Origin of the sequence: Pantoea sp. At-9b (assembly GCF_000175935.2) — a bacterium.
Lineage (GTDB): Bacteria > Pseudomonadota > Gammaproteobacteria > Enterobacterales > Enterobacteriaceae > Pantoea.
In genome coordinates, this window is record NC_014837.1 from 533335 (window position 1) to 559364 (window position 26030).

The window sequence follows — 26030 nt, forward strand, 5'->3', positions numbered from 1 at the left end:
TACTTTTACTCAATCCCGTTCATGTTCAGTCAGTAATACACAAATCTGGTGATTCAGCTATCAGGATAATTTCCCGACAGCCGCCGCGATTTCTGGTAATGCCGCACGGGCAAACAACTCTTCAAAATCAGGCAGATGACCCAGTACCTCACGGTTACAGGCATCCTGATAGATGATCCAGCCGTAGGTCGCCAGGCTGTCCATCGAACGGATGTTGCGTTGCGTCAGCGCCGCTTTGTAATCCGACATACGCTTGGATGCGATCAAACTCGCCAGTTCATCATCGTTGTAGTTCTCGATAGCCGAGCGTGCATGGCGTTGCAGCTTACTGATCAACGCGAAATCTTCCGTCATCAGCAGGTTACGTACCGCTTTCTCAACGGCCGGATCTTCCACTGAGGTGCCTTTCGGCAGCTTACTCAGCGCCAGCTGCTGGGCGAAGCTCAGCACGGTATAGTTGTTCAGCAGCACGAACATCTCAAGCGTATCGGTAGCACCGTAAGCCGGTACTGCGCCATCAGCGATGGTTTTGCCCGCACGCCAGGCTGATTTGAACTTCGCAACCTGATGCGCAGCCAGCGACGTTGACAGCTCTTCCAGCAGATCCTTACGTGATTTCGCCTTCAGAATCTCACCGCCGTCCTGATAGAGCAACAGCGAACGTGGCATGACATACACAAAGTGGTGGCACTCGGTTTCCCAGTTCGCCAGCAGCCAGGCGGCACGCGGAGATTGGGTTGCTTCCAGATGCCAGTTCAGCATGGTCAGCACCGCTTGTTTGTGCACTTTCGCCATTTCGTCTTCATCAGCGATGGAGCCGAACAGCACGGAGTCTCCGGCTGCGTGAGCGGCCAGTGAGCCATACGGATCGTACTGGTAGGCAAAGCCGCCACTCATGCCGTTGCCAAAGCCTTTACCGAAGGTACCGAGGTTGAGAATGGCACCGTTGGTCATGTATTCACAGCAGAAGTCACCGACGCCTTCAACCACTGCGGTTGCGCCAGAGTTACGGACGGCGAAACGGTCACCGGCCTGGCCCTGGACAAACAGGCGACCACCGGTCGCACCAAACAGCGCAAAGTTACCGATCAGCACGTTGCCGTCGCTGTCCTGCGCGCCGCCGCCTGGTGACATCACCACCAGCTCACCACCGCACTGACCTTTACCGACGCCATCGTTACAGGTGCCGTAGTGCTGCATCTGCATACCGTCGTTACAGAAGGCACCGAAGGACTGACCGGCTGAACCAGAGGTATGGATCTGCACGGTAGCCGGTGCCAGGTAATGACGGCCACGGTCATCTTTCAGCACTGCCGGGATGGCGGCTTTCTGCTCGGCTGACAGTTCGTGGTTCAGCATACGTTCGATATCGATCGCCAACTGACCCCCTACGCTCTTGTTACGGTTGTTCAGCGTGATACCCGCGCCCAGCGCGATCTCACGGCTGCCTTTCGCGACCAGTTGGTCTTTCAGTTCTTCAACCCAGCCGTTATCCAGTTCGAAATCTTTTTCCAGATAGACCGGTTTAGCGATCTTCTGCTCCGGTACAACGGTCAGCATGGCACGCAGGTCCAGTTTGCCGACTTCCAACGGGTGATCCATCAGGTGCAGCAGATCTGAACGACCACGCGCTTCGCGCAGTGAACGCAGGCCGAGGCGTGCGAGGAATTCACGCACTTCCTGTGCCACGTTGATGAAGTACTGGGCCAACTGACGCGGATCGCCATCAAAGGCTTCGGCGTTGGTGGTCAGACCGGCCGGGCATTTGACGTTACAGTTTTTCGCCATTACGCATTTCAGCATCATCAGCGCGGTGGTACCGAACTCGAAGCTATCACCACCCAGCAGAGCGGATTTGATCACATCGCTACCGGTCTGCTGTGCGCCGGAGCAACGCAGCTGTACTTTGTCACGCAGGCCGTTGGCACACAGTGCCTGATGCACCTCGGCGATACCGATTTCCGCCACGCGGCCGGTATATTTCAGGCTGGTAACCGATGCCGCACCGGTACCACCGGTGTTACCGGCGACGTTGATCACATCTGCACCGGCTTTGGCGACGCCCACTGCGATGGTGCCGATACCTTCGGAGGACACCAGTTTAACGATGACGCGCACGCGCGCGGCTTTACAGTCGTGAATCAGCTGCGCCAAATCTTCGATGGAATAGGTATCGTGGTGCGGCGGCGGCGACACCAGCTCTACGCCCGGTGTACCACCACGCGCTGCGGCGATTTCTACCGTAACCTTCGGTGCCGGTAACTGGCCGCCTTCACCCGGTTTTGCCCCCTGGCCAATTTTGATTTCCAGCTCTTCCAGCATCGGATCGGCGAGGTAAGCCGCCCAGACGCCAAAGCGACCGGATGCCAGCTGCTTGATACGTGAGGCGCGGATGGTGCCGTGACGTGAATAGTGCTCACCACCTTCACCACAGTTACTCATCCCGCCCACCATGTTGGTGCCGTGCGCCACCGCTTCATGCGCCGGGGCGACCAGAGCGCCGTGGCTCATCGCGCCAGAGGCAAAGGTACGGGTGATTTCGTGCGCTGGCTGAATCTCTGCCAGCGGCAGCGAAGGCAGTGCGGTAAAGAGGCGTGACAGGTAGTCAGCCGCTTTACCGTAAGCGGTGATATGCAGTGCACCATTCGCCACGTCGCTTTTTTCGATTTCATCAGCAAAACGGGTTTTCAGCGCCCGTGCCAGCGCCGCCAGACGCTCGCTTTCTGGTTTCAGTCCCGCGATGGCATCAATCAGACGCAGCGTAAACTGGTTCAGGCTGCCGTTGACCGCTTCGCATTGCAGGCCGCGGGTAGCGAAGCCGTTATTCACCAGCGAGTAGCGCCCCAGTTTGCGACCAAATTCTGCTTCGCTGTCGACGTGAGTCAAATCACACGGCAGCGCGAGGATATCGCGTAAGGCCGCCGGACGACGTTTACGTTCGGCATACATCAGGCTGGAGAACTGACGGTAATCCGGCGTGATGGTGAAGCTGTCGATGACGTCGTTCGGGATACGCTCAAAGCTGCTGTCTTTAAAGGCTTCCGCTTTGATATTGAACGCGTTATCCAGTTTCGCCAGAGTCATCAGACGGATAAAGTTGTCCTCTTCGCGAGCTTTGTCGGCAAAGCGAATCGGTTGTTCCGTCATATCAATAAAGGTACGCACGGCGATGGTGCCGTAAGAGTGACCGGCACCCTCAGCGCGCTCTTTAAACAGACCGAGCAACGGCACTTCTGCTTCACCCTGGATTTTCAGGGCGCTTTGATGCCAGTCCACCGCCATTTGGGCGATCGCCGGGAAGCCTGCGCCACCCACCGGGGTTTTGATATTCGGGAAATATTTTTTCAGCACCGGGTCGTTAGTATCGAGGAAGTTCGGCTCGAAGAACTCACCACAGCTGTAGCTTTCCACGGTACACAGGCCCACTTTGCCCATGGTTTTCATCAGTGCTTTTTCGGCGGCTTTGGCATAGCGTTTAAAGGCCTTGTTGCCTTCTTCGCCTTCACCAAATTTTTCCTCGGCGCGCATCTGCACGCCCAGCGGATAAACCGCAGAAGCACCAAAGCCCAGGGTCGCGGCAATGTGGTGCGAAGAGATGCTCTGACCGCTTTCAACCACCAGCGAGACATCCAGGCGCAGGCCTTCCTGCACCAGACGCTGGTTGATGGCGGAGACCATCAGCAACATCGGGATCGCTGCATGGGTCGAGGAGATATGGCGGTCAGTCAGCACCGCGATACCGCCCTGCTGGCGGGCAAAGTCCACGACTTTCTGTGCCAGATCGTCGATGGCTTTTTCCAGCGCGGCAGCATTGGCGGCGCGGCTGACGATATCTTTGCCGATCACCGGCTCATACAGCATCTCAAATCGCTGATAAGGCGCGACTTTCTGCTCACGCAGCCGCAGCATATCAAGGTGCGTCAGGATCGGGGTAGGCACCACAATCTGTTGGCCTTTGCTGCGGCCCAGATGCGGTTTGGCACCCAGCGCGACACGCAGCGTCATACCATCCGCTTCACGGATAGAGTCGAGCGGCGGGTTCGTCACCTGCGCAAAGCGCTGGGAGAAGTAGTGCGCCATGCCGCCTTCATGATCGGATAAACCGTTGATGGCGTTGCCATAACCCATCGCGGAGATTTTCTCAGCGCCGGTTTGCAGCATCGGGTCCATCATGAATTTGAAGCTTTCCTGGTTGTAGTAGTAAGCCACAAAACGCTGATAGGTTTTGAGGTCGCCACCATAACGCAGTGGTGAACCCAGCTTCTCTGCCGGGATCTCTGGCAGCTCGTTCAAATCGACACGCGCCGCGCTCAGCAGGGCAGGGTAATCTTTCTCAGCCGCCAGTTTTTCCAACGCTTCTACGGTGGTGTAGGAGCGTTTTTCGCGGTGATCGTAATACAGCATACCGCCCGCTTCGATACGGCCACGACGCAGCACGCTCTCTGGTGGGAAGGCAATCTGGCCCGCTTCGGACATGGCACCGATATATTCGGCGGTCTCAACGGAACGCAGCGGACGCAGGCCGAGACGGTCCAGGCGTGCACCGATCACTTCGCCGTTACCGAAAATCAACGCGGCCGGGCCATCGTTCTTCTCTTCATACAGTGAGAAGTACTCCAGCATGGCGCGGACTTCGGTGGAGAGCGAGCTATCGTTCTCCCAGGCCGGTGGCATCATCGATACCACCGCGTTGATCAGGTCGAGGTTATCTTCCATCAGACGGCTGTGGATGCTCTGGTCGAGACGCGAGCTGTCTGACTGACCGTTAGGGCGCACGATCTTCTTGCCGCGCGCCAGCGCCAGTGCTGATTCAGCAATGCGGTTTTTACGGTCGGTGTTCAATTCACCGTTGTGCGCCATCAGACGGAACGGTTGTGCCATCGTGGTATGCGGGTCGGTGTTGGTGGAGAAGCGGGTATGGAAGAACAACCCACGCACCTGATGGTCCGGGTCGGTCAAATCTTTGAAGTAAGGGATCACTTCGTTGGAGTTCAGGCGTGCTTTAAACACCTGAGTGCGCGAAGAGAGCGACAGCGGATAGAGGCCGCCGAATTCGCTTTCAGTAAAGGCCTGCGCTTCAATGTCCAGCAGCGCACGATAGATGCGTTGCTCAAATTCGTTCTGGCTGGTGATCTCCTGCGGAGCCGCAAACACCCATTGCACAATCGGCAACTGGAATTGCAGGGCCGCCGGGCGCGTTACACTGCCGTCCAGCGGCATGTCGCGTTTTACCAGCACCGGGAAGTTATAGGCTGCCAGGGTTTCTTCCACCAGGCGTTCGGCGTTCGCGCGCAGTTCGGCATCTTTCGGGACAAAGAAGTTGCCCACGCCGAAACGACCGGCTTCCAGCGGCTGACCCGTGACTTTACGGAAGAAGTGCAGAGAAAGGTCGACGTTGACACCTGCGCCATCGCCCACACCTTCTGCAGACATCCCGCCACGGTGCGGCACTGTGCACAGCGCACTGTGCGCCATTTGCAGGATCTCATGAGTCTGCTCGCCGTCCTTACGGGTAATGAAACCTACACCACAGCTGTCACTGCCCGCTGTTGGATCATACAAGCCATAGGGATAAGGTTTTTGAGTGGACATTGAGGTCTCCTTAAACTGCTTTTGACATTACCTGCATTATTTCAAGCACAGAGCACTGCTGAGTCAGCTCACAGGCGCTGTATCAATTTCTGCTCCGCTCGGCAATGAGCGGGCGTCGCAACACCGAGCAATTCCTCTCAAGACATAGTATGGACGTCCTTGATGAGCTGCTCTTTAATCCGGGTCTCTTAACTGGAGATAACTTGCATCTAGAGGGAGTCTTCTTGCTGCATAGATATGCCGAGACACTGGCCCGACAGGAAAGCATCCAGCGGAATTCCAACTTATCGGGAAAGCGTACTCAGGTCAAATAGCCAGCTTTATTGAGGGTAATATGCTTTTTTGTTGGTTAAGCTTATGATTTTAATCAATAAAGTTCGGTAAAAGTTGGCAGTGTGTGCCCTGGCAATCCCGCAGGAAGTGTGAGCCGTCTCACTGTGGTGCAGCCATCAAATCGCTGCACCATGCTGGGGCTGAGGATGTTTTCAGCATAAAATGCTGTTCGGGCCACTTCGTGCACAGGATGTATCTGTTTTTCTTATGGCGTCATATTTGAATCAGAACAGGGGGCGTCATTAGTAAAATTAATCATCAGAGGCGTGCTTAAAACAGCGCTTAAGTTGAATGGATATGCAAAAAGGAACAGCAACCATCGGACGATATGGCTGCCAGGGTATTGATTCGCACGAGGTGCTGAGAAATGGGCCGCAAAAGCGCGGCCCTCCAGATTATTCAGTTGGCGGAATTAGTCAAGCGCTTTACGCATAATGACGGGAACGTCGGCGAAATTGTGTTGCAATGCACCATAACGGGGCAGAACGGCCACGTCAGGATCAGGCCAACGGGCGCGAATCGCGGATAATTGCGCTATCATGAGCCAGATTTCGTTCAGGGAGCGGGTAATGAAACAGATTCGTCTTTTAGCGCAGTACTATGTTGATTTGATGGTCAAACTGGGGCTGGTACGCTTTTCGCTATTGCTGGCGTCGGCGCTGGTGGTGTTGGCGATGGTGGTACAGATGGCCGTCACCATGGTGCTGCGTGGTCACGTTGAGAGCATTGACGTCGTGCGTTCGGTGTTCTTTGGTCTGCTGATTACCCCTTGGGCGGTTTATTTCCTCTCGGTGGTGGTGGACCAACTGGAAGAGTCGCGTCAGCGCCTGTCCCGGCTGGTGGATAAGCTGGAAGAGATGCGCACGCGCGATCTTGAACTGAATCAGCAGATGAAAGAAACCATTACGCAGCTCAACCAGGAAATTGCTGACCGTATTAAAGCCGAACAGGCACGTGAACAGGTGATGGATAAGTTGCGTGAGGAGATGACGCGACGCGAGCAGGCGCAAATCGAGCTGGAGCAGCAATCCTCCTTCCTGCGTTCCTTCCTTGATGCGTCGCCAGATCTGGTGTTCTACCGCAATATTGATAAGCAGTTCTCCGGCTGTAATCGGGCGATGGAGCTGCTGACCGGGCTGAGCGAGAAGCAGCTCATCGGTCTGACGCCTCGCGATATCTACGACGAAGATGCCGCCACCAAGGTACTGGAAACCGATGAGAAGGTATTTCGCCACAATGTGTCGCTGACTTATGAGCAGTGGCTGCAATATCCCGATGGACGCAAAGCCTGCTTCGAAATCCGTAAAGTGCCTTATTATGACCGCGTCGGGAAACGCAGTGGCCTGATGGGCTTTGGACGCGATATTACCGAGCGTAAGCGCTATCAGGACGCGCTGGAAAACGCCAGTCGTGAGAAGACCACCTTTATTTCCACCATCAGCCATGAGCTGCGTACACCGCTCAACGGCATTGTCGGTCTGAGCCGCATTCTGCTGGATACCGACCTCAATCAGGAACAGCTGAAGTACCTGAAAACCATCCATGTTTCTGCCATTACCCTCGGCAATATCTTTAATGATGTGATTGAGGTGGACAAGATTGAGCGCCGCAAGGTGCAACTTGATAACCAACCGCTCGACTTTACCGGCTTCCTCGCCGATCTGGAAAACCTCTCCGGCCTGTTGGCCCAGCCCAAAGGGTTGAAGTTTGTCATGTCGCCTGAACTCCCGTTGCCACACAAAATCTCGGCGGATGGCACCCGGCTGCGTCAGATCCTGTGGAATCTGATTGGTAATGCGGTGAAGTTCACGCAACAGGGCGAGATCGTGGTGCGTGTTGCCTATCATCAGGATGAAACCCTGCATTTTGAGGTGGAAGATTCCGGCATGGGCATCCCGCAAGAGGAGCAGGATAAAATCTTCGCCATGTATTATCAGGTGAAAGATCAGCATGGCGGTAAACCTGCAACCGGAACCGGTATCGGGCTGGCGGTGTCACGTCGGCTGGCACAGGCGATGGGCGGCGATATCACCGTGCGTAGCGTTCAGGGGCAGGGTTCCTGCTTCACCGTCGAGATCAAGGCTCCACGGGTCGCTGAAGAGGTTGAGGACGATAATCTCGACGAGGGGATGCCGTTACCTGCGTTGCATGTTCTGTTGGTGGAAGACATCGAGCTGAACGTCATTGTGGCGCGTTCGGTGCTGGAGAAACTCGGTTGCAGTGTGGAAGTGGCCATGACGGGCACTGCCGCGCTGGAGATGTTCGATCCGCAGGAATTTGATCTGGTGCTGCTGGATATTCAGTTACCGGATATGACCGGCCTTGATGTGTCACGTGCCATTCATCAGCGGCACGCCGGTGAGATCCTGCCGCCGTTAGTGGCGCTGACCGCCAACGTCCTCAAAGATAAAAAAGAGTACCTGGATGCGGGTATGGATGATGTGCTGAGCAAACCGCTGGCCGTACCGGCGCTGACGGCGATGATCAAAAAATTCTGGGACTACCAGGCTGAAAACGACACCCCGCCAGCGGAGCCAGCCGATGAGAAAAACCGGATGCTGCTGGATGTGGCAATGCTGGAGCAATATATCGAGCTGGTCGGCCCCGGGCTGATTACGCAAAGCCTGACAATGTTCGAAAAGATGATGCCTGGCTATCTCGACGTACTGGATTCCAACATGATGGCGCGCGACCAGAAAGGCATTGCTGAAGAGGGACACAAAATCAAAGGTGCTGCCGGTTCGGTCGGCTTGCTACATCTGCAAAAACTGGCAAAACAGATCCAGTCACCGGAACTGCCTGCGTGGTGGGATAACGTACAAGAGTGGATCGACGAATTAAAGCAAGAGTGGCAGCATGATGTGAATGTATTACGTGAGTGGGTTGCCGCGCGGGAAAAGTAACAAGGACCAGAAAAAAATGACCCCAGTCGAAACCGGGGTGCGCGAATACTGCGCCAACACCAGGGAAAATGCCACTGCTGCTATTATTTGAGGTCTATCCTGAGCAGCAGTGTGGTATTGGTTAACGCTTCAAAACCACCTTAGCAAATTCATCACCACTTGTGACAAGATTCATTAAATTGTGTGATGTTGAGCAGCGTTTAAATACAGAAAACATTAATTTGCTGACACAGTCAAGCAAGGAATCAATTTCTTTGACTCATTGCATTAATTTTGACCGGTTGTTCTGGTTTTTGTCGGGTTTTAACCCGCTGAAGCGACGCAAAAACCCGGCAAGTGCGGCGAAAGTTGCCTGGCGATGAAAAATTCGCTTTTTTTCATGGTAACTGCATGAAATATGGTATGAAACACGGTGAATGGCGCGGGTTATCCAAAACGTTTTGGAAACCATTGGTAGAAAGTTCCAGTTTAAGGTTTTAACGATGGATGTAAACCAAATAGCAGCCAAATTGCTTAACCAGAATCCACGGATACAACAAAGTCTTTGTTGAGAATTTACACATTTTTTTCGGAATGCTCTCAATAATCAATGAGAGGGCTCAAACACTGAGAAATTTCAATGTTAAGTATCGTGAAACATTTTGCGTGATCTGGGTCACATTCTGTTAAGTGTCAGTCAGTAGGTTTTCCGATGAGTATTTAAGCATGGAACCGATTCCTTCATAGCGGAAGTGCTTGATGTATTTGGCTCTATTAAAGGAACGATGGTTGCGCAGGCAATGAATTTGTTCGATAAATCAACTGGTCACGGGGTAATTCCGGGTGTTTGACCATCATTGAATGCTATGGTGACCTGGGTGATTGATTAATACAGGGAACAGGTAAGAGATAATTTGATGGCTAAGAATAAAGGGAAACTTTGGCAACGTGTAAAAGTGTGGATCGCAAAATTTCTTATCGCCTGGCTGGGTATTTGGCTGGCGGGGATTTTGCTATTTTCCTTCCTGCCGGTGCCTTTTTCCGCAGTAATGGTTGAACGACAACTCAGTGCCTGGCTGCACGGGAATTTTGACTATGTGGCGCATTCGGATTGGGTCAGCATGGATGAGATCTCTCCGTGGATAGCGCTGGCGGTCATTGCCTCTGAAGATCAAAAGTTTCCAGAACACTGGGGATTTGATGTCGCGGCGATCCAGTCGGTACTGGATAATGAGGGCGACGAGCGGATGCGTGGTGCCTCGACATTATCGCAGCAGACCGCGAAAAACCTGTTTCTGTGGGATGGGCGTAGTTGGGTGCGTAAAGGGCTGGAAGCGGGATTGACGGTGGGTATCGAAACCGTATGGACCAAGCGGCGTATTCTGACGGTCTATCTGAATATTGCCGAACTTGGCAACGGTGTGTTTGGTGTCGAAGAGGCCTCTCAGCGCTATTTTCACAAACCCGCCAGCCGCCTGACCATGGCGGAAGCCGCATTGCTGGCGGCGGTGTTGCCAAACCCCATACGTTTTCGCGCTGACGCCCCGTCAGGCTATATTCGTCAGCGCCAGCAATGGATTATGCGCCAGATGCGGCAGCTGGGTGGAGAAGGCTTCCTCAATCGCTATAAATTGCACTGAGGTGGTTAGTCCTCATCAAATCCGGCTTCAAATAGCTCAATCACTGCGGCCAGCGCCTGAGTTTCTTCCGGCCCGCTGGCCTCGATTTCGATATGACCGCCTTTGGCGGAATCCAGCATCAGCAGCGCAATAACGCTGCTGGCTTCCGCTTCTGTTCCTGCTTCATTGCGCAGCAACACTTCTGCGTCAAAACTCTGCACCAGTTCAAACAGCTTCATCGCCGGGCGCGCGTGCATGCCCAGCTTGTTACGAATCTCAACGGTTTGCTTCACGGTCATGATTTGCGTTTTTCCAGGGTGCGATGACGGGACTGCACATTTTTACCACGTGAGCGGAAATAGTCGGCCAGCTGTTCGGCGATATAAACCGAACGGTGCTTACCACCAGTACAACCGATTGCGACAGTGAGATAGCTGCGATTGTTGGTTTCCAGCATCGGCAGCCACAATTCAAGATAGCTGCGCGTCTGGTAGATAAAGTTATGCACTTCGGTATGCCGATCGAGGAAGGCTGCCACCGGGCGGTCGAGGCCGGTCATGGGGCGCAGTTTAGGGTCCCAGTGCGGGTTAGGCAGAAAACGCACGTCAAACACATAATCGGCATCAATCGGAATACCGTGTTTGAAGCCAAAGGATTCAAACACCATCGTCAGCTCACGTTCACGTTTGCCCAGCAGGCGGGTACGTAGCATTTCCGCCAATTCGTGTACCGACATCTCGGAGGTATCAATGATCAGATCGGCCCGCGAACGTAAAGGTTCGAGCAGGTCGCTCTCCTCGTCAATGGCGCTTTCCAGTGACAGATTTTTACTGGAGAGCGGATGCAGGCGGCGCGTATCACTGTAGCGACGGATGAGCGTGTTGCGGTCAGCGTCGAGAAACAGCAACTGAGGCGAAAAAGAATCCGGCAAATTATTCAGCGCGGTTTCGAAAATCTCCGGCGATTCCGGCATATTGCGCACGTCGATACTGACGGCAGCAGAGATGTTGCGTTCGCTTAAGGTATTGGCCAGCTCGGGTAATAACACCACTGGCAGGTTATCGACACAGTAAAACCCCATGTCCTCAAGCGCACGCAACGCGACTGATTTTCCTGAGCCTGACCGACCGCTAACGATCATCAGCACCATCACATTTCTCCCGTTTTAAACCGGCGCATTGGCCGGTAAAAGTAGCTGTCGCTTAAAGGTGGTCGTCCTGCGCTTCTGTGATAATGGCATAGAGTTCTTCATCGCTCTGTGCGGCGCGCAAACGACGACAGACCGTTTTATCTGCCAGGCGTTTTGCCACCAGTGACAGCGTATGCAGATGGGTTTTACACTGGTCTGCGGGCACCAGTAACGCAAACAGCAGGTCCACTGGCTGGTTGTCCACCGCGTCAAAGGCGATGGGCTGGTCGAGGCTAATGAACACGCCAACGGCGCGCAGCGTATCCTCCTCCAGTTTGCCATGTGGAATGGCGATACCATTGCCAATACCGGTACTGCCCATGCGTTCACGGGTGAGGATCGCTTCGAAAAGCGTCTGGTGAGGCAGATTGAGCTGTTTTGCTGCCAGCTCGCTGATTATTTCCAGCGCACGTTTTTTACTCTGGCAGTGTACGCCGCTGCGGGTGCAGTCCAGCGTGAGGACCGAGCTCAATTCCAGTGTCAGATCGTTGTTCATCATCGTTTCACTTGCGAGTTCACATAGCCGCGAGGATCACTCACTTTACCCCGATAACGGGAAAAATACAGTTATCCTGTTGGCGCTTGCGCAGATGACAAAACGGGGCGGTTAGCCCGCCCCATTCTGTGCTCTGAGTGTCGAACCGGTCGACACTCTGCAAGCGTGAAGGTTAGTGTTTTTTCAGTTTGTCTTTATGTTTGGTCAACTGACGGGAAAGCTTGTCGATCAATCCGTCAATGGCCGCGTACATGTCTTCCGCTTCCGATGTCGCGTGCAATTCACCGCCGTTCACATGCAGTGTTGCATCAGCAATCTGCGTTACCTTCTCCACTTTCAGAACAATATAGACCTGATTAATCCGATCAAAATAGTGTTCCAGTTTGGCAAATTTGCTGTTTACAAATTCGCGCAGCGGCTCGGTAATCTCTACATTCAGTCCGGTAAGGTTTATCTGCATAGGTCTTCCTTCTCAATACATTCAAACCAGCTGTTTACGCTGATTCGAGGGCGGGATGGACAAAGACTCGCGATACTTAGCAACCGTACGGCGGGCCACCATGATGCCCTGTTCAGATAACATGGAGGTCAGTTTGCTGTCGCTCAAGGGTTTTGCGGGGTTTTCCGCAGAGATCAATTTTTTCACCAGGGCACGGATCGCTGTCGATGAGGCTTCGCCGCCACCTTCGGTGTTCACATGACTGGAGAAAAAATATTTCAGTTCAAAGATGCCACGCGGACTGTGTAAATACTTTTGCGTGGTCACTCGGGAAATGGTGGACTCATGCATATCCACGGCCTGGGCGATATCCGCCAGTACCATGGGACGCATGTACTCCTCGCCCTGTTCAAAAAACGCCTGCTGCTGTTCGACGATACAGCGTGTCACTTTCAGCAGCGTGTCGTTACGGCTCTCCAGGCTCTTAATCAGCCACTTGGCTTCCTGTAAATTGCTGCGGATAAACTGGCTGTCACTGTCGTTACGTGCTGCTCCGCCCATCGCTGCATAGTGCTGATTAATCTTAAGACGCGGTACGCTGTCGGCATTCAGTTCTACCGTCCAGCGTGTGCCGACTTTTCGCACCAGCACATCCGGAATCACATACTCAGGTTCGCTGGTATTGACCGACTGGCCCGGACGCGGGTCCAGCGATTGAATCAGTACCATCGCCTCTTTCAGTACATCTTCTTTCAGACGCGTCATACGCATCAGGCTGCGGAAATCGTGATTGGCCAGCAGATCGAGATGGTCGCTAACGATTAAACGCGCTTCCGCCAGCATCGGCGTGTCGGTGGCGTACTGAGAAAGTTGTACCAGCAGACAGTCACGCAGGTCACGTGCACCCACACCAACCGGATCAAAACGCTGCACGCGTTTTAACACCGCTTCCACTTCTTCCAGCGTCAGCTCTTCATCACCGATGCTGTCGCAAATATCCTGGAGGGTCACGGTGAGATAACCGGTGTCGTCGATAGCATCCACAATGGAGGTCGCAATGGCACGATCGGTATCGGTGAACGGTGTCAGCTCAACCTGCCACATCAGGTAATCCTGTAGCGACTGGGTGGTTTCACCCTGATAAACCGGCAGTTCATCATCCTGATAATCGGTACCCGTTCCAGAAGGGGTTCCGGCGGTGTAGATTTCGTCCCAGGTTGCGTCGAGCGGCAGCTCTTCCGGCATCTCTTTTTGTTCCAGCGCCTCGCGGGTATCGAGTGCCTCGCTTTCCTGATATTCGCGTGTGTCTACTTCTTCATGGAGTTCTGATTGTTCAAGCAATGGGTTGCTTTCCAGCGCCAGTTGTAATTCCTGCTGGAGTTCAAGCGTAGAGAGTTGCAGCAAGCGGATTGCTTGCTGCAACTGGGGTGTCATCGCCAGCTGTTGGCTGAGCCTGAGTTGCAAACCTTGCTTCATAATCCGGATTGAATTTCCTAAGCAAACGTCGGAGGTTACGACACCTTATCAGAGTCTGAACTCTTCGCCCAAATAAACACGCTTAACCTGCTCATCTGCAAGTATTTCATCGGGCGTGCCGTGGGCAATCAAGTGCCCCTGGCTGACGATGTAAGCGCGTTCACAGACGGCAAGGGTTTCGCGCACGTTGTGATCGGTAATCAGCACACCCAATCCGCTATCACGCAGATGCTCAATGATCTTCTTGATATCAATGACGGAAATGGGGTCGACACCGGCAAAAGGCTCATCCAACAGGATGAATTTAGGGTTGGCGGCCAGCGCGCGGGCAATCTCAACACGACGGCGTTCACCGCCGGAGAGTGCCTGACCCATGCTGTCACGCAGATGTTCAATGTGGAACTCTTCCATCAGCTCGTTAGCGCGATCCTGACGCTGCTCTTCGGTAAGATCGTCACGGATCTGCAACACCGCCATCAGGTTGTCGTAAACGCTAAGGCGACGGAAAATGGAGGCCTCCTGCGGCAGATAGCCGATGCCGCGACGTGCGCGCGCATGCAGTGGCAAAATGCTGATGTCTTCATCATCAATCACAATGCGACCGGCATCGCGCGGTACGATACCGACCACCATGTAGAAGGTGGTGGTTTTACCGGCCCCATTGGGGCCAAGCAAACCGACGATTTCGCCGGATTTCACTTGCAGGCTAACGTCTTCTACCACGCGGCGGCCTTTGTAGGCTTTCGCCAGGTTTTCAGCGATCAGTGTGGCCATAGAAATTAGTTACTCTTTTTTTGGCTCTGGGAAGAACCGTCTTTGTCCTGCAACTGCGACGGCACCAGCACGGTGGTCACACGTTTGCTCTGGCCCTGACTGTAGGCCTGCATTTTTTGCTCTTTCACCAGATACGTGATGCGATCGCCCTTGATGTTGCTATCCAGCTGTTCAATGTAGGCGTTACCGGTCAGCTCAACAAAGTCATTCGCCAGTTCGTAATGAAGTTTGGCGGCATGGCCTTGCACCGGCTTACCGTTGTCCTGCATCTGATAAAAGGTCGCAGGGTTGCCCCAGGCATCCACAATGGTTTTTTTGCTGTCGCCGCCCGGACGGGTGACAACCACTTTGTCGGCGGTGATCTTGATCGATCCCTGGGTAACGATAACGTTGCCGGTGAAGGTGGCGACGTTGCCTTGGAGATCCAGTGACTGATTCTCTGAATCGATATTAACGGGTTTGTCCGAGTCCCCGGTTAAGGCCAGAGCGGGCAGGCTGGTGGCTAACAGGGCGCTGACCAGCAGTAACTTAAGGCTGTTGTTTTTCATTTTGGATTTCATAGGAGGATTTGACCTTTTCAATCAACTGGGCATGTTTCGTCCGTAAGTTGCCGCGCATCTTCATGCCAGTAGAGTTAAAACTGCGGCCATAAAGGGTGACCTGATCGTCAGAGGTGACATCCTGGGTGACGAGATTCACCACCGCATTATCGGTTTTAATGCGCTCCAGCTCCGAATCCTGCGTCAGGGTGTTCACTTCAACGTGGCCGTAAAGATAAAGCATACGATCTTTGGTGAGCTTTGCCTTATCGGCGCGCACAGACCACGTCGGAATTTTATTCACGTCGTAAGTGGTCATCACCGGATTATCGAACCAGCTCAGTTCATCGGCAGCAAAGTAGGTCACTTTATCCGAAATGAGTCTGTAGGCCAGCGCACCGTCTGGATTGTACACCACGGTGTGAGAAGTCGAACTGGTGTAAGTCGGCTCCTGGTCGTTGGTGGTAACCGGCGCTTTGCTCTCATCCTGGTTGGTAAGATTCCAGCCAATCAGCACCAGAGCGATTAGGGCCAGAATCAGCGTTATCCAACGCCTGCTTTTACTCATACTGATTGCCCTTTGGCATCCTCAAATTTGTTCTGCGCCATTAAGATCAGATCGCAAAGTTCACGTACCGCGCCACGGCCACCGGCAATGCGGGTGACATAATGTGCACGCGGCAACAGAATCGGGTGTGCATCGGCGACAGCAACACTCAGACCCACACGGGCCATGACCGGCCAGTCGATCAGGTCATCACCGATATACGCCACCTGTTCCGCAGATAATGACAGTTTATCCAGGAGTTCGCGCCAGGCCAAAAGCTTATCCGATTGTCCCTGGTAAAGATGCGTAATGCCGAGGGTTTTACAGCGATCTTCCATCAGTTTGGCATTGCGACCGGTAATAATAGCCACTTCAATGCCGGAGGTCAGCAGGCAACGAATGCCATAGCCATCGCGCACGTTGAAGGCTTTCAGTTCTTCGCCGCTGTTGCCCATGTAAATCAGGCCATCGGACATCACGCCATCAACATCACAAATCAGCAGGCGGATCTGCGCCGCGCGCGCCATCACATCTGCGCTCACCGGACCATAGCAGGTCTCGATCGCAGCGGTTTCAACACTCATGTTCTTTTCCTGTTCAGACCACGCCGGCGCGCAGCATGTCATGCATATGTATCACACCGAGCAGGCGATCGTCATCGGCCACCAGCAGCGCAGTGATGTTTTTGTTTTGCATCAAATTAAGTGCGTCAACGGCCAGCATGTTCGGACGCACGCGAATACCGCCGCGCGTCATCACATCTTTGATGCTGGCTGACTGGAAATCGATCCCCATATCAAACACCCGGCGCAAGTCACCATCAGTAAAGATACCTTCGATTTTCATCAGGTCATCGACGATCACCGTCAGGCCGAGATTTTTACGCGTGATCTCCAGTAGCGCATCACGCAGCGACGCATCCCGGGAGACGTGTGGGATCTCGTCGCCGCTGTGCATGATGTCACTGACATGCAGCAGCAGTTTACGTCCGAGTGCACCGCCGGGATGGGAGAGCGCAAAATCTTCCTGGGTAAAGCCACGCGCTTCCAGCAGTGCGACGGCCAGCGCATCGCCCATCACCAGTGTCGCGGTGGTGCTGGTCGTGGGGGCCAGGCCCAGCGGGCAGGCTTCCTGTGGTACTTTCACGCACAGATGCACATCGGCAGCACGGCCCATGGCGCTGTCGGCACGGCTGGTGATACAAATCAGCTGGACTTTTTGTCGCTTCAGAACCGGGATCAACGCGAGGATCTCGTTGGATTCACCGCTATTGGAAATCGCCACCACCACATCATCGGTGCTGACCATGCCGAGGTCACCGTGGCTGGCTTCCGCCGGGTGCACAAAAAAAGCCGGGGTTCCGGTACTGGCGAAGGTAGCGGCCATTTTTTTGCCAATATGCCCGGACTTGCCCATGCCCATCACCACCACTTTCCCCCGGCAAGCGAAGATCATCTCGCAGGCGCGGGAGAAATCGTCATTGATGTATTGATCGAGTTGCTCAAGCCCTTCGCGCTCAATGCGCAGCACCGCTTTGCCTGCCTGTTGAAAGTCAAAATCCAGTCGCTGATGTGACATGCTCAGTCTGTCCTTATTAACTTGGGGTAAACATGGGGCTCAGCCACAGCCAGCACACCCACACGATGAATCCAGCCAACAATAAGGTGCCTGCGGCGCGGCCAATACGGCGGCGCGGTTGCAGGCACAGCAGGGCGAACAATACGCTCACGCCCAACATGATCCAGTAATCACGGGCAAACGCATGGGGATCGATGCTGCCCGGATGAATCAGTGCAGGCAGACCCAGTACGATGGCCAAATTATAAATGTTGGCACCGATCAGGTTGCCAATCGCGATATCGTCCTCGCCTTTCATGGCACCGGCAATCACCGTCGCCAGTTCCGGTAAACTGGTACCAACGGAGATCAGCGTCAGGCCCATCACCAGTTCGCTCACGCCGAAATAGTCGGCAAAGACGGTCGCGTTATCGATCACCATCCGCGTCGACATGGGCAGGATCAGCAAAGCGACGGCAAGCCACAGAAAGGCCACCGTATTGCCGGTTTCGTCGCGCGGCAGCTCGGCTAATTGTTCGCGCGTCAGCGTGTCATTGTTTTCGCGTTCTGCCCGGCGTGCGATGCGGATGACCACCAACAGATAAACCAGCGCAATCAGCAACAACGCCACGCCATCCAGGCGGCTAAGATGATTATCAAACAACATAATGCCGCTCAGCAGTGAGACCAGCAGCATTAACGGGAGTTCGCGACGAATCAGGTTGGAGTGGACGGTTAAAGGGTGCAACAGCGCCGCGCCGCCAAGAATTAACAGAATATTGGTGATGTTCGAACCCAGCGCGGTACCTACCGCTAAATCCATCTGTCCATGTTGCGCAGCAGAGAAAGAGACAATCAATTCAGGAAGCGAAGTGCCGATGCTGACCACCGTCATACCGATGATTAATGGCGGGATGCCAAAGGATCGACTGAGGATCGCGGCACTGAAAACTAATCGGTCAGCGCCGTAAGCCAGTAAAATCAATCCAATAAACAGCAGGGCAGTGGCTACGAACATGAAAAATCCTTGATGGCCGGGGGTGTCGGCGCACCTTGGCCGACGGGTAAAAACATGAGCGCATTGAAACAGGCGCTGATTTTGACTGTCTGAGAGGCAAAAGTAAATTTTAAGGCGGTTTTCGCCACACCGGGTGGGTAAGTTTCTGTAAAACTCTCGTGCATGACGGCCTTACAGGCTACCATCCCCGGACACGATAACGCCCGATCCCCATTAAGAGGTAAAGATGATCCAGCAACAAACGAATCTGGTTGAGGTTCGTGGCGTGAGCTTTTCGCGCGGAGATCGTACCATTTTCGACGACATCTCCTTAACCGTACCGGCGGGTAAAGTTACCGCCATTATGGGACCGTCGGGTATTGGTAAAACCACGTTGCTTCGTTTGATTGGCGGCCAGCTGCAACCTGATAAAGGTGAAATCTGGTTTAACAATGAAAACATCCCCTCACTTTCACGCCGCAGATTGTATGAAGTGCGTAAAAAAATGAGCATGTTGTTCCAGTCGGGTGCACTTTTTACCGATCTCAGCGTCTTTGATAACGTCGCCTGGCCGCTGCGCGAGCATACGCAATTACCGCCGGAGCTGTTGCACAGTACGGTGATGATGAAGCTGGAAGCGGTGGGGTTGCGTGGTGCGGCCAAGCTGAAACCGGCGGAACTGTCAGGCGGTATGGCGCGCCGTGCTGCGCTGGCGCGTGCCATTGCGCTGGAACCGGATCTGATCATGTTCGATGAACCCTTTGTCGGGCAGGACCCGATCACCATGGGCGTGCTGGTAAAATTGATCGATGAACTGAACCATTCGCTGGGTGTGACCTGCATTGTGGTTTCGCACGATGTGCCAGAGGTCTTGAGCATTGCCGATCATGCCTATATTGTTGCCGGGCAAAAAATTATTGCTCAGGGAAGCGCGCCTGAATTGCGGCAAAACGCCGATCCACGTGTGCGCCAGTTTATTGAAGGGCATGCGGATGGCCCGGTGCCGTTCCGCTTTCCAGCCGGGGATTATCTGGCTGACTTGACCCATGTAGGGAGAACCTAAACTGATGTTGTTACAGGCGCTGGCGTCACTCGGACGTCAGGGGATAAACACCTGTGCGGCGTTTGGCCGGGCAGGGATGATGCTGTTTCATGCGCTGGTGGGTAAACCCGCGTTTCGCAAACATGCGCCATTGCTGGTTAAGCAACTCTATAGCGTGGGCGTCATGTCCCTGCTGATCATCATGGTGTCCGGGCTGTTTATCGGCATGGTGCTGGGATTGCAGGGCTATCTGGTCCTGACCACTTACAGCGCGGAAACCAGTCTTGGCATGTTGGTGGCGTTATCGCTGCTCCGCGAACTTGGTCCGGTGGTGACCGCACTGCTGTTCGCCGGACGTGCCGGTTCGGCGTTGACCGCAGAAATTGGCCTGATGAAGGCAACGGAGCAACTCTCCAGCATGGAGATGATGGCGGTTGATCCGCTGCGCCGGGTGGTGTCACCGCGTTTCTGGGCCGGTTTCATTAGCATGCCACTGCTGGCGCTGATCTTCACCGCGGTGGGGATTGCCGGTGGTGCGTTGGTGGGCGTTAGCTGGAAAGGGATCGATCCGGGGTTCTTCTGGTCCGCGATGCAGAATGCCGTGGATTTCCGCACTGATATCATCAACTGCATTATCAAAAGCGCAGTCTTCGCCATTACGGTGACCTGGATTGCGCTGTTTAATGGCTATGATGCCATCCCGACCTCGGAAGGGATCAGTCGGGCAACGACGCGTACCGTGGTGCACGCTTCACTGGCGGTACTCGGATTGGATTTTGTGCTGACAGCACTGATGTTTGGGAAATAACAATGCAAAGCAAGAAAAACGAAATTTGGGTAGGCGTCTTCATGCTGCTGGCACTGCTGGCACTGCTGTTTCTCAGCCTGCGTGTTGCCGACCTGAAGTCGCTGGGGACTGAACCCACATGGAAGCTGTATGCCACTTTCGATAATATCGGCGGCCTGAAAGTCAGCTCACCGGTCAAGGTGGGTGGGGTGGTGATTGGCCGTGTGACCGATATTTCGCTGGATGACAAAACTCTGTCACCGCGCGTCACGATGGCGATCAGCGATCAATACGCTGACAAAATCCCGGACACCAGTTCACTGGCGATCCGCACCCAGGGGTTACTGGGTGAGCAGTTCCTGGCACTGAATCTGGGCTTTGATGACCCGGATCTCGGTTCCGCTATGCTGAAAGATGGTGACACGTTGCGCGATACCAAATCGGCGCTGGTGTTGGAAGATTTGATCGGCCAGTTCTTGTATAAGAGCGGCGACAACAAAAACGATAACAAACAACAGGGTGCGGAGAGCGCGCCTGCAGCAACGGAATAATCCCAAGAGGTACAACACGATGTTTAAACGTTTACTGATGATTGCCATGCTGGCCATCGTTCCCCTGGCCGCTACGGCCGCGGACCAGAGCAATCCCTATAAACTGATGAATGAAGCGGCGGCGAAAACCTTTACCCGCCTGAAAAACGAGCAGCCTAAGATCAAGCAAGATCCGAACTACCTGCGCGATATCGTGCGCCAGGAATTGCTGCCGTATGTTCAGATCAAATACGCCGGTGCACTGGTGCTGGGACGTTACTACCGTGACGCGACCCCTGCGCAGCGTGATGCTTACTTTGAGGCTTTTGGTGAGTATCTGGCGCAGGCTTATGGTCAGGCACTGGCCCTGTACCATGGTCAGACCTACCAAATCCAACCGGAGCAGCCGATTGGCGATGCCAACATCGTGGCGATTCGCGTGACAATTGTTGATCCCAATGGCCGTCCGCCGGTCCGTCTTGATTTCCAGTGGCGTAAGAACACCCGCACCGGCGACTGGCAGGCTTATGACATGGTGGCGGAAGGCATCAGTATGATCACCACTAAACAGAACGAGTGGGGCGATCTGCTGCGTACCAAAGGTATTGATGGTCTGACTGCGCAGTTGAAGGCGTCAGCGGCACAGCCTATCTCTCTGGATAAGCAGCAATAATGAGCGAACCGTTACGCTGGCAGCGTACTGCCAGCACTCTGGCCCTGAGCGGCAAACTGGATCGCGAAACGCTGCTGGCCTTATGGCGTCAGCGCGACACGGCCATGGTGGGTATTGATACCATCGATGTGGCGGCGTTGGACCGCGTAGATTCAGCCGGTCTGGCCCTGCTGGTGCATTTGCGTGAAATCGTCCGTGCACAAGGTAGCACGCCCTGCTTTAGCGGCATTACCGATAAACTCCAGTCTCTGATTACGCTGTATAACTTGCAGCAGATAATTGTTTCTGCGGAAAAAACAGCCTAATCATTCTCCACATCCATAAAGCCCCTGATGCTTTCAGGGGCTTTTGCGTATTTAAGAGTCAGGAACTTTCCTCTAAGATGTCTGGCTTATTCTTATTAACTTGAAGCAAAGAGCGATGGAAAATAGTGAAGTTCAGGCTGTGCTGATGCAGGCACTGCCTTTAGACGAAGTACACGTCCTCAGCAATGATGGCAGCCACTTTCAGGTGATTGCCGTCGGTGAGCTGTTTGGTGAGCTGAGCCGGGTAAAAAAGCAGCAGGCCGTTTACGCGCCGCTGATGGAATATATTGCGGATAATCGCATTCATGCGGTTTCTATTAAAACTTATACCCCTGCCGAGTGGGCGCGCGATCGGAAACTGAACGGTTTCTAAGCGCACAAGCCTGCTCAGGCGGGCTTGTTGGGATGGATATTGAGAACCATGTTAATGGACAAATTTCGTGTGCAAGGCCCTACCCGTTTGAGTGGTGAAGTCACCATCTCCGGGGCGAAGAATGCTGCGTTACCTATTCTGTTTGCAGCACTGCTGGCTGAAGAGCCGGTAGAGATTCAGAATGTGCCGAAACTGCGTGACATCGACACCACCATGAAGCTGCTGAGCCAGCTGGGTGCGAAAGTTGAACGTAATGGTTCGGTACACGTTGATGCGCGCGAAGTTAATGTTTTCTGTGCGCCGTATGACCTGGTCAAAACCATGCGTGCTTCTATCTGGGCGCTGGGTCCGCTGGTCGCGCGTTTTGGTCAGGGACAGGTTTCTCTGCCGGGGGGCTGTGCCATTGGCGCGCGTCCGGTCGATCTTCACATCACCGGCCTTGAGCAACTGGGAGCGGAGATCAAACTGGAAGAGGGCTATGTTAAAGCCTCCGTTGATGGCCGTCTGAAAGGCGCGCATATCGTGATGGACAAAGTGAGCGTGGGCGCCACCGTGACTATCATGAGTGCGGCAACCCTGGCGACCGGTACAACCATCATTGAAAACGCTGCTCGTGAGCCGGAAATTGTTGATACGGCAAACTTCCTGAACACCCTGGGTGCGAAAATCAGCGGTGCGGGTACAGATAAAATCACCATCGAAGGGGTAGAGCGCCTGGGTGGCGGTGTGTACCGTGTACTGCCGGATCGTATCGAAACCGGTACTTTCCTGGTGGCCGCCGCGATTTCACGTGGCAAAGTGCTGTGCCGCAACACTCAGCCGGATACGCTGGATGCCGTGCTGGCTAAATTGCGTGACGCAGGGGCAGAAATCGAAACCGGTGAAGACTGGATCAGCCTCGACATGCACGGTAAGCGCCCGAAAGCTGTCAACGTGCGTACTGCCCCGCATCCGGGTTTCCCGACTGACATGCAGGCACAGTTCACTCTGCTTAACCTGGTGGCAGAAGGCACAGGTGTGATCACCGAGACCATTTTCGAAAACCGCTTTATGCATATCCCTGAGCTGATTCGTATGGGCGCACACGCGGAAATCGAAAGCAACACGGCGATCTGTCATGGCGTTGAAACGCTTTCCGGTGCCCAGGTCATGGCGACTGATTTACGTGCGTCGGCCAGCCTGGTGTTAGCGGGTTGTATCGCTGAAGGCACCACGCTGGTGGATCGTATCTACCATATCGATCGTGGTTACGAGCACATTGAAGACAAACTGAAAGCGATGGGTGCGAATATCGAACGCGTCAGCGGCGAATAACGATCTTATCGGCTTGAAATGAAGAAACCAGTCGCGTAATGCGGCTGGTTTTTTTTCTTCAGAGATCCACAAAGGGGGCTTCAGGATCTAACGGTGATTCAGGATCTTTTGCGGCGGGCAGACGGACTTTTCGATCGCGTAAGCTGCGTGTCTTCGGATCATAATATCGGCTTGGCCAGATCTCGGCGGGATGAAGATTGAGTGCTCCAGCAATCAACCACTCACCTTTCGGCCAGGGGCGAACAATGGCATTGGCCAGCGTTGATGAACTCAGACCTGACTGTCGCGACAATTCCGCCATGGTCATCCCCTTTTTTTTAACCGGGCAATGATGTCAGCCGAATGCCAGTCTTTTCTCCTTATGCGCATAACCCTTCTACTCCTTGTCCATGTTGTTAACGTATCCAACGGGAGGATGTGCCTTTCCAGAGTCGAGGTAACTGGAAAGCTATGGTTATTTATAGCAAAAAGATTCCTGAAATTTCCAGTAAGTTTCAAGTAATGATCGATAACTGCGTGATATTTCGCAAAAGTTTTGCAAACGATGTAAAGGGATGGCGCAGAAATGAGAGCGAGAAGGGGCCATGTAAGGCCCCATAGAGATTAAAAATCGCGTTGGACGGACATATGGGCTAAGGCTTCGAGTGCACTACGCCACGGGGTTTCTGGCAGGATTTTCAGCGCAGCAATGGCTTTATCCGCCTCTTCTTCCGCACGTTGACGTGTCCATGCAAGGGAACCGCATTGTTGCATCGCTTCCAGCACGGGTTCCAGTAAATGGCGACCATTGCCTTCTTCAATCGCACGGCGAATCATCTGCGCCTGCTCAGGCGTGCCATGGTGCATGGCATGCAGTAACGGCAGCGTCGGTTTGCCTTCGCTCAGGTCATCACCGGTATTTTTGCCCAGTGTCTCCCCGTCGGCGCTGTAATCCAGTAAATCGTCAATTAACTGGAAAGCGGTGCCAATATAGCGTCCATAATCCTGGAGCGCTTTTTCCTGGGCTGGCGTGGCTTCAGCGAGGATCGCGGAGGCCTGCGACGCCGCTTCGAACAGGCGGGCAGTTTTGCTGTAGATCACCCGCATGTAGTTCTCTTCAGTGATGTCAGGATCATTAACGTTCATCAGCTGTAACACTTCGCCTTCGGCGATCACGTTAACGGCTTCTGACATCAATGCGAGGATCTTTAAGGATCCCATGCTGGTCATCATCTGGAACGCGCGGGTATAAATAAAATCACCGACCAGCACGCTGGCGGCGTTGCCAAATGCGGCATTGGCCGTGGCTTTGCCCCGGCGCATATCGGATTCATCCACCACATCGTCATGGAGCAGGGTGGCGGTGTGGATAAATTCGATCAGCGCCGCATTGGTGATATGTTGCGAACCCTGGTAATTCAGTGCACGTGCTGACAGCACAGCAATCATCGGGCGGATGCGTTTTCCGCCACCGCTGATGATGTAATAACCCAACTGGTTAATCAGCGAGACATCTGAATTCAGCTGGTCGAGGATGGTCTGGTTGACGGCCGCCATGTCCTGCGCGGTTAATTCATTTATCTGTTCTAAGTTCATTCGTCTGTTCAGCTATGACTCGTTTCTCGGCATGGTAAGCGCTTTTACCCAGCGTGAGTTCAGGTAATCTGTTACTGATTGTACTTGAAAAATCGGCTTGATAAACGTTTGCATTCATCCTGCGCTTTTTTTCTGCAAGAGAGTGCAAAGTGCACTTGTCTTCTTCTGGAGATTTGCGTAGAATTCGCGCCCTATTGTGAATATTTATAGCGCCGCCTGATAAACAAAAAGGCAAGCGCAGAAGCGGAGTTTTATATGTACGCGGTTTTCCAAAGTGGTGGTAAACAACACCGAGTAAGCGAAGGTCAGACCGTTCGCCTGGAAAAGCTGGACATCGCAACCGGTGAAACCATCGAGTTCGACCAGGTTCTGATGATTGCAAATGGCGAAGACGTGAAAATCGGCGCGCCACTGGTTTCAGGCGGCGTGATCAAAGCAGAAGTTGTTGCTCATGGTCGTGGCGAGAAAATTAAGATCGTTAAGTTTCGTCGTCGTAAGCACTACCGTAAGCAGCAGGGCCACCGTCAGTGGTTCACTGATGTGAAAATCACTGGCATCAGCGCCTAAGAGGAGATCTGACAAATGGCACATAAAAAGGCTGGTGGCTCGACTCGTAACGGTCGTGACTCCAATGCAAAACGTCTGGGTGTAAAACGTTTCGGTGGCGAATCTGTTCTGGCAGGTAGCATCATCGTTCGTCAGCGTGGTACTAAATTCCACGCGGGTAACAACGTAGGTTGTGGTCGTGACCACACCCTGTTTGCTACCGCAGACGGCAAAGTAAAATTCGAAGTTAAAGGTCCGAACAACCGTAAATACATCAGCATCGTTGCTGAGTAAGGTTGTCGTGACGCAGACGGTTAACGTCTGAACGAACGAATGAAAGGCCCCGCAGCTTTGCGGGGCTTTTTACATTCTGCTGCGGAGCGCGCCTGAGCCTGCATCCTGAAGCAGAATGCTGTACAATTTATGTACACAAGGCATTGCCAAT

At 53.8% G+C, this 26030-nt stretch carries 24 protein-coding genes and 1 pseudogene; 11 read left to right on the forward strand and 14 right to left on the reverse strand.

Features of this window, described 5'->3' with window-relative positions:
• Window positions 1-60: 60 nt before the first annotated feature.
• On the reverse strand, window positions 61-5592 hold the full coding sequence (locus PAT9B_RS02330) for a glutamate synthase-related protein (protein ID WP_013507649.1): 5532 nt from the start codon (window positions 5590-5592) through the stop codon (window positions 61-63).
• A gap of 902 nt (window positions 5593-6494) precedes the next feature.
• Between PAT9B_RS02330 and arcB the strand changes: the two genes are divergently transcribed.
• Window positions 6495-8828 carry an aerobic respiration two-component sensor histidine kinase ArcB gene (arcB, locus tag PAT9B_RS02340; protein ID WP_013507651.1) on the forward strand — a complete coding sequence of 778 codons (2334 nt, stop codon included), beginning with the start codon at window positions 6495-6497 and terminating at the stop codon, window positions 8826-8828.
• Window positions 8829-9724: 896 nt separating this feature from the next.
• Window positions 9725-10447 (forward strand): monofunctional biosynthetic peptidoglycan transglycosylase, encoded by a 723-nt coding sequence (gene mtgA, locus PAT9B_RS02345; protein WP_013507652.1) that lies wholly within the window; start codon window positions 9725-9727, stop codon window positions 10445-10447.
• 5 nt (window positions 10448-10452) lie between these two features.
• On the opposite strand, the gene npr is transcribed toward mtgA, so the two are convergent.
• The 11 genes from npr to PAT9B_RS02400 all read right to left on the reverse strand — a co-directional run bounded on the left by npr (window position 10453) and on the right by PAT9B_RS02400 (window position 18461).
• Window positions 10453-10725, reverse strand: coding sequence for a PTS phosphocarrier protein NPr (gene npr, locus PAT9B_RS02350; protein WP_013507653.1), 273 nt, complete (start codon window positions 10723-10725; stop codon window positions 10453-10455).
• Window positions 10722-11576 carry an RNase adapter RapZ gene (gene rapZ / locus PAT9B_RS02355; protein WP_013507654.1) on the reverse strand — a complete coding sequence of 285 codons (855 nt, stop codon included), beginning with the start codon at window positions 11574-11576 and terminating at the stop codon, window positions 10722-10724. Before rapZ ends, npr begins: the two co-directional genes overlap by 4 nt.
• 52 nt (window positions 11577-11628) lie before the next feature.
• Window positions 11629-12111 carry a PTS IIA-like nitrogen regulatory protein PtsN gene (ptsN, locus tag PAT9B_RS02360; RefSeq protein WP_190274652.1) on the reverse strand — a complete coding sequence of 161 codons (483 nt, stop codon included), beginning with the start codon at window positions 12109-12111 and terminating at the stop codon, window positions 11629-11631.
• Between the two features lie 172 nt (window positions 12112-12283).
• Window positions 12284-12571 carry a ribosome hibernation promoting factor gene (hpf, locus tag PAT9B_RS02365; RefSeq protein WP_013507656.1) on the reverse strand — a complete coding sequence of 96 codons (288 nt, stop codon included), beginning with the start codon at window positions 12569-12571 and terminating at the stop codon, window positions 12284-12286.
• 21 nt (window positions 12572-12592) lie between these two features.
• On the reverse strand, window positions 12593-14026 hold the full coding sequence (gene rpoN / locus PAT9B_RS02370) for an RNA polymerase factor sigma-54 (protein WP_013507657.1): 1434 nt from the start codon (window positions 14024-14026) through the stop codon (window positions 12593-12595).
• A gap of 48 nt (window positions 14027-14074) precedes the next feature.
• A complete protein-coding gene (lptB, locus tag PAT9B_RS02375) occupies window positions 14075-14800 on the reverse strand; it encodes an LPS export ABC transporter ATP-binding protein (protein WP_013507658.1) in 726 nt (241 codons plus the stop codon).
• Between the two features lie 5 nt (window positions 14801-14805).
• The gene (gene lptA / locus PAT9B_RS02380) at window positions 14806-15360 is read right to left on the reverse strand and encodes a lipopolysaccharide ABC transporter substrate-binding protein LptA (protein WP_013507659.1); all 555 of its coding nucleotides are present in this window, start codon (window positions 15358-15360) and stop codon (window positions 14806-14808) included.
• Window positions 15329-15907, reverse strand: coding sequence for an LPS export ABC transporter periplasmic protein LptC (gene lptC, locus PAT9B_RS02385; RefSeq protein ID WP_013507660.1), 579 nt, complete (start codon window positions 15905-15907; stop codon window positions 15329-15331). The genes lptA and lptC overlap by 32 nt, the downstream gene beginning before the upstream one ends.
• Window positions 15904-16470 carry a 3-deoxy-manno-octulosonate-8-phosphatase KdsC gene (gene kdsC / locus PAT9B_RS02390; protein WP_013507661.1) on the reverse strand — a complete coding sequence of 189 codons (567 nt, stop codon included), beginning with the start codon at window positions 16468-16470 and terminating at the stop codon, window positions 15904-15906. Before kdsC ends, lptC begins: the two co-directional genes overlap by 4 nt.
• Before the next feature lie 13 nt (window positions 16471-16483).
• On the reverse strand, window positions 16484-17464 hold the full coding sequence (kdsD, locus tag PAT9B_RS02395; protein ID WP_013507662.1) for an arabinose-5-phosphate isomerase KdsD: 981 nt from the start codon (window positions 17462-17464) through the stop codon (window positions 16484-16486).
• Window positions 17465-17480: 16 nt separating this feature from the next.
• Entirely contained in the window at window positions 17481-18461 is a 981-nt protein-coding gene (locus PAT9B_RS02400) for a calcium/sodium antiporter (RefSeq protein ID WP_013507663.1), read from the reverse strand.
• A gap of 226 nt (window positions 18462-18687) precedes the next feature.
• Here PAT9B_RS02400 and mlaF point away from each other — a divergent pair, with 226 nt between their 5' ends.
• From mlaF to murA, 7 genes are all read left to right on the forward strand, one after another.
• Window positions 18688-19503, forward strand: coding sequence for a phospholipid ABC transporter ATP-binding protein MlaF (mlaF, locus tag PAT9B_RS02405; protein WP_013507664.1), 816 nt, complete (start codon window positions 18688-18690; stop codon window positions 19501-19503).
• A gap of 4 nt (window positions 19504-19507) precedes the next feature.
• Window positions 19508-20290, forward strand: a complete 783-nt coding sequence (gene mlaE / locus PAT9B_RS02410) for a lipid asymmetry maintenance ABC transporter permease subunit MlaE (RefSeq protein WP_013507665.1) — start codon at window positions 19508-19510, stop codon at window positions 20288-20290.
• A gap of 2 nt (window positions 20291-20292) precedes the next feature.
• Complete coding sequence (gene mlaD, locus PAT9B_RS02415; protein ID WP_013507666.1) at window positions 20293-20820, forward strand: outer membrane lipid asymmetry maintenance protein MlaD; 528 nt, start codon at window positions 20293-20295, stop codon at window positions 20818-20820.
• Window positions 20821-20839: 19 nt separating this feature from the next.
• Window positions 20840-21472 carry a phospholipid-binding protein MlaC gene (gene mlaC, locus PAT9B_RS02420; protein WP_013507667.1) on the forward strand — a complete coding sequence of 211 codons (633 nt, stop codon included), beginning with the start codon at window positions 20840-20842 and terminating at the stop codon, window positions 21470-21472.
• The gene (gene mlaB, locus PAT9B_RS02425; protein ID WP_013507668.1) at window positions 21472-21777 is read left to right on the forward strand and encodes a lipid asymmetry maintenance protein MlaB; all 306 of its coding nucleotides are present in this window, start codon (window positions 21472-21474) and stop codon (window positions 21775-21777) included. Before mlaC ends, mlaB begins: the two co-directional genes overlap by 1 nt.
• 115 nt (window positions 21778-21892) lie before the next feature.
• On the forward strand, window positions 21893-22150 hold the full coding sequence (ibaG, locus tag PAT9B_RS02430) for a BolA family iron metabolism protein IbaG (protein WP_013507669.1): 258 nt from the start codon (window positions 21893-21895) through the stop codon (window positions 22148-22150).
• A gap of 54 nt (window positions 22151-22204) precedes the next feature.
• Entirely contained in the window at window positions 22205-23464 is a 1260-nt protein-coding gene (gene murA / locus PAT9B_RS02435; protein WP_013507670.1) for a UDP-N-acetylglucosamine 1-carboxyvinyltransferase, read from the forward strand.
• A gap of 58 nt (window positions 23465-23522) precedes the next feature.
• Here murA and PAT9B_RS02440 read toward each other — a convergent pair.
• Window positions 23523-23833 (reverse strand): annotated as a pseudogene (locus PAT9B_RS02440) (helix-turn-helix domain-containing protein).
• Between the two features lie 234 nt (window positions 23834-24067).
• The gene (gene ispB, locus PAT9B_RS02445) at window positions 24068-25039 is read right to left on the reverse strand and encodes an octaprenyl diphosphate synthase (protein WP_013507672.1); all 972 of its coding nucleotides are present in this window, start codon (window positions 25037-25039) and stop codon (window positions 24068-24070) included.
• Between the two features lie 255 nt (window positions 25040-25294).
• Here ispB and rplU point away from each other — a divergent pair, with 255 nt between their 5' ends.
• Window positions 25295-25606 (forward strand): 50S ribosomal protein L21, encoded by a 312-nt coding sequence (gene rplU, locus PAT9B_RS02450; RefSeq protein WP_013507673.1) that lies wholly within the window; start codon window positions 25295-25297, stop codon window positions 25604-25606.
• A 15-nt stretch (window positions 25607-25621) separates the two neighbouring features.
• Entirely contained in the window at window positions 25622-25879 is a 258-nt protein-coding gene (rpmA, locus tag PAT9B_RS02455) for a 50S ribosomal protein L27 (RefSeq protein ID WP_006121751.1), read from the forward strand.
• Window positions 25880-26030 lie beyond the last annotated feature (151 nt).